This is a genomic window from Planococcus sp. S3-L1 (assembly GCF_030063085.1).
In the GTDB taxonomy this organism is placed as follows: Bacteria; Bacillota; Bacilli; order Bacillales_A; family Planococcaceae; genus Planococcus; species Planococcus kocurii.
Map to the genome: position 1 here is coordinate 1 of NZ_JASISN010000041.1, position 4,744 is coordinate 4,744.

Annotated in this window: 6 protein-coding genes; all 6 read right to left on the minus strand. The window is 38.5% G+C overall.

The annotated features are described in order from the left end of the window. Positions 1–132: 132 nt before the first annotated feature. The 6 genes from QMF37_RS18030 to QMF37_RS18055 all read right to left on the minus strand — a co-directional run bounded on the left by QMF37_RS18030 (position 133) and on the right by QMF37_RS18055 (position 4,051). The gene (locus QMF37_RS18030; protein ID WP_283479115.1) at positions 133–1,503 is read right to left on the minus strand and encodes a plasmid recombination protein; all 1,371 of its coding nucleotides are present in this window, start codon (positions 1,501–1,503) and stop codon (positions 133–135) included. An 88-nt stretch (positions 1,504–1,591) separates the two neighbouring features. After that, the gene (locus QMF37_RS18035; RefSeq protein ID WP_283479116.1) at positions 1,592–1,963 is read right to left on the minus strand and encodes a hypothetical protein; all 372 of its coding nucleotides are present in this window, start codon (positions 1,961–1,963) and stop codon (positions 1,592–1,594) included. A gap of 452 nt (positions 1,964–2,415) precedes the next feature. Next, positions 2,416–2,685 (minus strand): DUF5839 family protein, encoded by a 270-nt coding sequence (locus QMF37_RS18040; protein ID WP_283479117.1) that lies wholly within the window; start codon positions 2,683–2,685, stop codon positions 2,416–2,418. Beyond that, positions 2,676–2,909, minus strand: coding sequence for a hypothetical protein (locus QMF37_RS18045; RefSeq protein WP_283479119.1), 234 nt, complete (start codon positions 2,907–2,909; stop codon positions 2,676–2,678). The genes QMF37_RS18040 and QMF37_RS18045 overlap by 10 nt, the downstream gene beginning before the upstream one ends. Position 2,910: 1 nt before the next feature. Continuing rightward, positions 2,911–3,087 (minus strand): hypothetical protein, encoded by a 177-nt coding sequence (locus QMF37_RS18050; RefSeq protein WP_283479120.1) that lies wholly within the window; start codon positions 3,085–3,087, stop codon positions 2,911–2,913. Between the two features lies 1 nt (position 3,088). Beyond that, positions 3,089–4,051, minus strand: a complete 963-nt coding sequence (locus tag QMF37_RS18055) for a protein rep (RefSeq protein WP_283479121.1) — start codon at positions 4,049–4,051, stop codon at positions 3,089–3,091. Positions 4,052–4,744: the final 693 nt, after the last annotated feature.

A 4,744-nucleotide genomic window follows, 5' to 3' on the forward strand; every position in this document is an offset into this window, starting at 1 on the left:
CAAAAAAATGGTTTTTTTTTTTAACAAAAAAAAAAAAAAACACCACAAATTTGCGAGATTTTTTTTTTTTTTTTTTTTTTTTTAATTTTTTTTTTTTTTTTTTTTGTTTTTTTTTTTTTTTTTTTTTTTTTTTTACCTCTCCATCCCCATATCTTTTTGTCTTTCTCTTCGCTCTTGAATAATTTGTTGTTTTTCCTCTTCTTTTTCTTTCTCTTTCTTCTCGTGCCTGTCAAAAACTTTATCAGCTGCACTCTTTTCTTCTTCCGGCACAACCTCTCGCAATGAATCTATATCTACTTTGATTTCCTCAAAGTTATGCAACAAAGAAATCGCTCGAGCCTTCCCCATAAGATCAGCCATCTTTTGTTTGGGTACAGCAATAACTTGTAAGGAGTTTTCTTTAACCATATGCAACGTATGTTTTAAGGATTGAACAACTCGCTTCTGCATCTCAAACGCTTTTTCCAGTGTTTTAAGATCTGCTTTAACTTTACTGTTCTCTTGTTTCAATTCTGCATTTTCTTTTTCTAGTTTCTGTTTTTCTCTCAAATTAGCATCTGATTCACGCTGAAGCTTCGTATTTTGCGTTTTAAGGGCTTCTGAAGCCTTCGCTAAGGTTTTCATGTTCTCGAAGTCCTCAGCAGGCATTTTGACGTTTCTACGGTCAAATAAGCCTGCTTTCTCGACTTCCAAGCCTTCAACCGACTTAGAGGACTCTACCGCCTTTACAAGCTCTTGTACGCCTTCCTGGAGCTTTTCACGTTCTGCCGTGTATTTCTTCTCCAAATCCACGATTTTTGTATCTAATTCTCGTATCTGCTCTTTTTTCTCTTTGAAATCATTCACGTCTTTAAATTCGTTCGTGCCGACCAGTTCCCGTTCAATGCCACGCTCTTTCAGCATTTTTTCTAGCAACAGCACTTCACGGTTTCGCCAGTCATCAAATGGCCGTTCTTTGTTCAACGTTTTATCCTGCCCTAAAATAGCCTTATCGAAGGACACCTGCTTTTCCATGCCCCGTTTGTACCCTGTAGCTACTGGAACAAAATTGAGGTGCATGTGAGGGCTTGCCTCGTCATTGTGAATGACCGCATTGTAAATTTTTAAATTCGGATTGCGTTCTTGGAATGTATCGAACCATTTCTTCAATACGTCATTTGCCATTCGTTGATTTTCGGGATTGTTTTGAAACTGGTTGCTGTCGCCCACCTGCAAAATCATTTCTTGCTGCAAGCTTGTTTTCTTGCTGGCTTTTACTTGCTCATAATAATTTTTGATTTTCCGATCGTTGCGATTTTGTTTTTCGTTGTAGTCCGCTTGTGCCTGTCCAAATTCTTGTTTGTATAATTCCTTCAAACTTTTCTGCACGAGGTATTGATTTGAATCTGACCGCGAGAAATCAATGTGCGAATTTTGTTCTTTTTCCTTGTCATTGAAATTGCGATTGTTGTGTTTGATGTTCGTTTTTGTCGTGTCTTTTTTTAATGAAATACTCATGCTCATATCCGACTCACCCCATTCCCCCAAGCCTACCATAAACGTTTGTTACTTTCCAAAGTAACATTTTCTGTATAGTGACACGTTGTGTACACTATGAAAATGCTCTCCGAGGGTAAAAGCAAGTACAAGTGCATGGAAATCGTCCTGCATCGGACAGTGTTTTCCACCCAGTAAAAAAGCAAAAAAAGAAGCTAAAAGAAGGACGCGATTCGCCGCCTTCTTTTAGCTTTCTCTTTTCGCTTCCAAGTGCCAAATCACAAGAAATAAAATCAACATCAACAACAACATTCCAACCAGCAAATCCATAAGCAAGAAAATATAATCCCCGCACAAATTGCTCACAATCAATCCACTTATTCCTAAACACAACATCACCAAAGCCACAACAACCATTCTCAATGTCTGCATGCTTCACCTTTTCTTGTCTGTCTCTGCTTTTCCATTTATGTAACTTATTTTCCATTTTTATTTTCGCTTATCATAGCATGCAATGAATGTCAGCGATACCTGAAAAAGGAAGAAAGAATGAGAGACGATTTCTAGAAAAGAAAGGCCAAACGAGTTAAGAACCAAAAAGAAAAACCCTCTCCATCCCGAGTGGGCTTTTCTCCAGGCAAGGGCCAGGTAGTATTTTTCAAAACGCTACGCTGAAAAATCTCCACCTTTTCCCCCTTGCCTTCCGAAATTCGGCAGGGGCGAACATTTCGCCAATCCGACCAGACCTAAAACGAGGACTCCGACAGTCGGCTTGCGATTTCTATTGTACCTGCCGAACCGCCTTGCAACCGATCCCAGCAAATCCGATTCGATTTCTTTTATCGACACACTTGGAGGCTAGCCTCCAAACCTCCAGCCAAAACCTCCACCCTAAAACAATGGGCAATGCAGAGAAAAAGAAAGAAGGAGTAGCCATAGCTACTCCTTCTCAGGTGCTCGTTCATACAAAGCAGTGACACGTTTGTATCGTTTTCCCGTCTCTTCAAACTCTTCTCGAAAAACATGTGTCACTAAAAATGGTTTTTTTGCTTTGCCAACTCCAACAATGTCGCCCGGTTGAATATTTAGCTGGCGCCTCACCTTAGGAATATGCCAATTATATGACTTTGGATATACCTTCAACGGTTCCCCTTTTTTATTTTTCAAATGAAAACCAGAAAGTGTATTGTTGTCGTTTTCTACTGACATTTTTTCACCTCATTTTCAATGCCCTCAAAGTTTTGCAAAACTTTTCGGTAAAAAGCTCTTAGTTCTTCTTGTTCTTCTTTCATCATCGCGTTGTTATAAATCGAAAGATTGATTGACCGTTCAATGTCTTCTAACAACCCCAACATCATTTGTGCTCTTTCAATATCGGTTGACGTCATACTTAAAATCGTTTGATACCGTGTTTGATATTCTCTTATTCTCATCTCATCTACTCTTTTCTTCTGCTTGCTTTTGGTGAAAAACCATCGCTAATGCATCCAGTCGATTTGTTATTTCCCCGTCAGGCTGCTGTTTTTCCAACACCAAAAGAATCGCATCCAATTCCACCAGCGTAAATCCTAGATACACCCGGTCATTTTCAATTCGGTCAAATTGAATCATGTCACTCCACCTCGTCGCTTTCCTCAATGTGTTCTGCCCGTTTGTTGAATTCCTCAAATTCTTCTGGAGACAACTCACGCAATTTGCTGTCGTACTTTGAGCCTTTCCAAAGCGACCGGAGCAAATGCGTATAGATATCCTCGTTTTTTTCTTTTAATCGGTCTAAATCGCCCGCTTCATACTTTTTGGCATAATCGCTCATCATTCCAGAGAACACCAACAATTGCCGCCCTTTCAGGGCTGTATAAAACGTATCAAAGACGGCTTCACTGTGGTACAAGTCGCTTCCCTTTGCTGAATATTTCGCAATTTCCAAGACCGCATTGGAATTACTGGAATCTTGGACTTTCTTGACGTCCACTTGCGTGATCGATTTATCTCCCATGCATTCTTGCCACATTTCCAGCCACTTTTTCTTACTTATGAAATCGCTCGCCTTGTTGAAATAGCTTTTGTTCACTACCACAATCGCATGTACGTGAGGATTGTAGGTGTTGTATGTCGGATTCGGATCCCCGACCTTTAGTCCACGCACCTCAAAATAATCTTTCTTGCGTTTATAGGATTTTTCCGTGATGAATTGTTCTTGGTCTGTCGTCACTTCGATTTTTCGAATATAGCCTTTTACCACACGGGCTACATTTCGACGTTTGAACAATTTATTGACCGCTTTATTAAATCGATCCAATTCTTGACTTAATTCCCCAGCACCACAGTTGGGAGAAGTCAACGTCAGAAACAGAAATTCCTTGCCTTCGATTTCCTTCACAGCTTTTAACATGACTGATATTTTGATGGCATCTTTTTTCGCCGTTTTCCATGTGCAGATAGGACAGAATCGATTCTCACAAGCATTAGTTTTATGCACTCGCTTCACGCTCATTTCTGCATTGGTTAGATGCGAAATATAATCGCTACAGGTTTCAAACCGCACAATCGACTTAATCGGCACATGTTTTTCCATATACGCTGCACCTTTTCGATTCAAGTCTTTTTTGGGTGTATATTTTTCAGCTATAGCTTTACCTAATTTCGTTTGTTTGAAAGTATTTTTGTTGTTTATAATATCTTGATTTTTGGGCATGATTGTTGTAAAGTCACAAGTAAGCAGTATAAATTAAATAGACCTAGAGTGACTTGTCCTCCCCTCTGATTTTAGTTTTTGTGTGGTAACTTAAGCTTAACTTTCAAGTGGAAAAAGGGCAAGTCTTTTTTTTTTGCAATCGTATCCTATAAATCGACGTTTTTGAAGAGCTAAAACCCTTGAGGGCGTAAGAGCGAAGACCTACTAACATCCTCATTTTCATGCGAAAATAATGACGTTAGTTATCAAGATAGAAAAAACACGAAAAAAAAGCCCCTAAAAAAGGGCTTTTTTTAGTCTCAAATAACAAACAAAACTCACCTCATTTCCGAGAGGATTTTGTTTGTTTTTTTATGCGCTCATTTTCTCCATGATGTTTTTCTTTTTTTTTTTTTTTTTTTTTATATATAACCAAGATAACCACAAATATCTTTTGATTGGTATAGGAATAATTAAAATTTTTTTTTTGTTTGCTTAGTATATTTATAGTTTAGTCACGGGCTTGTGAAAAATTTAAAACGGAGTATAAGTATGTGTAAGAGCCCAAAGCTATCCCATATATTCTATAATAAG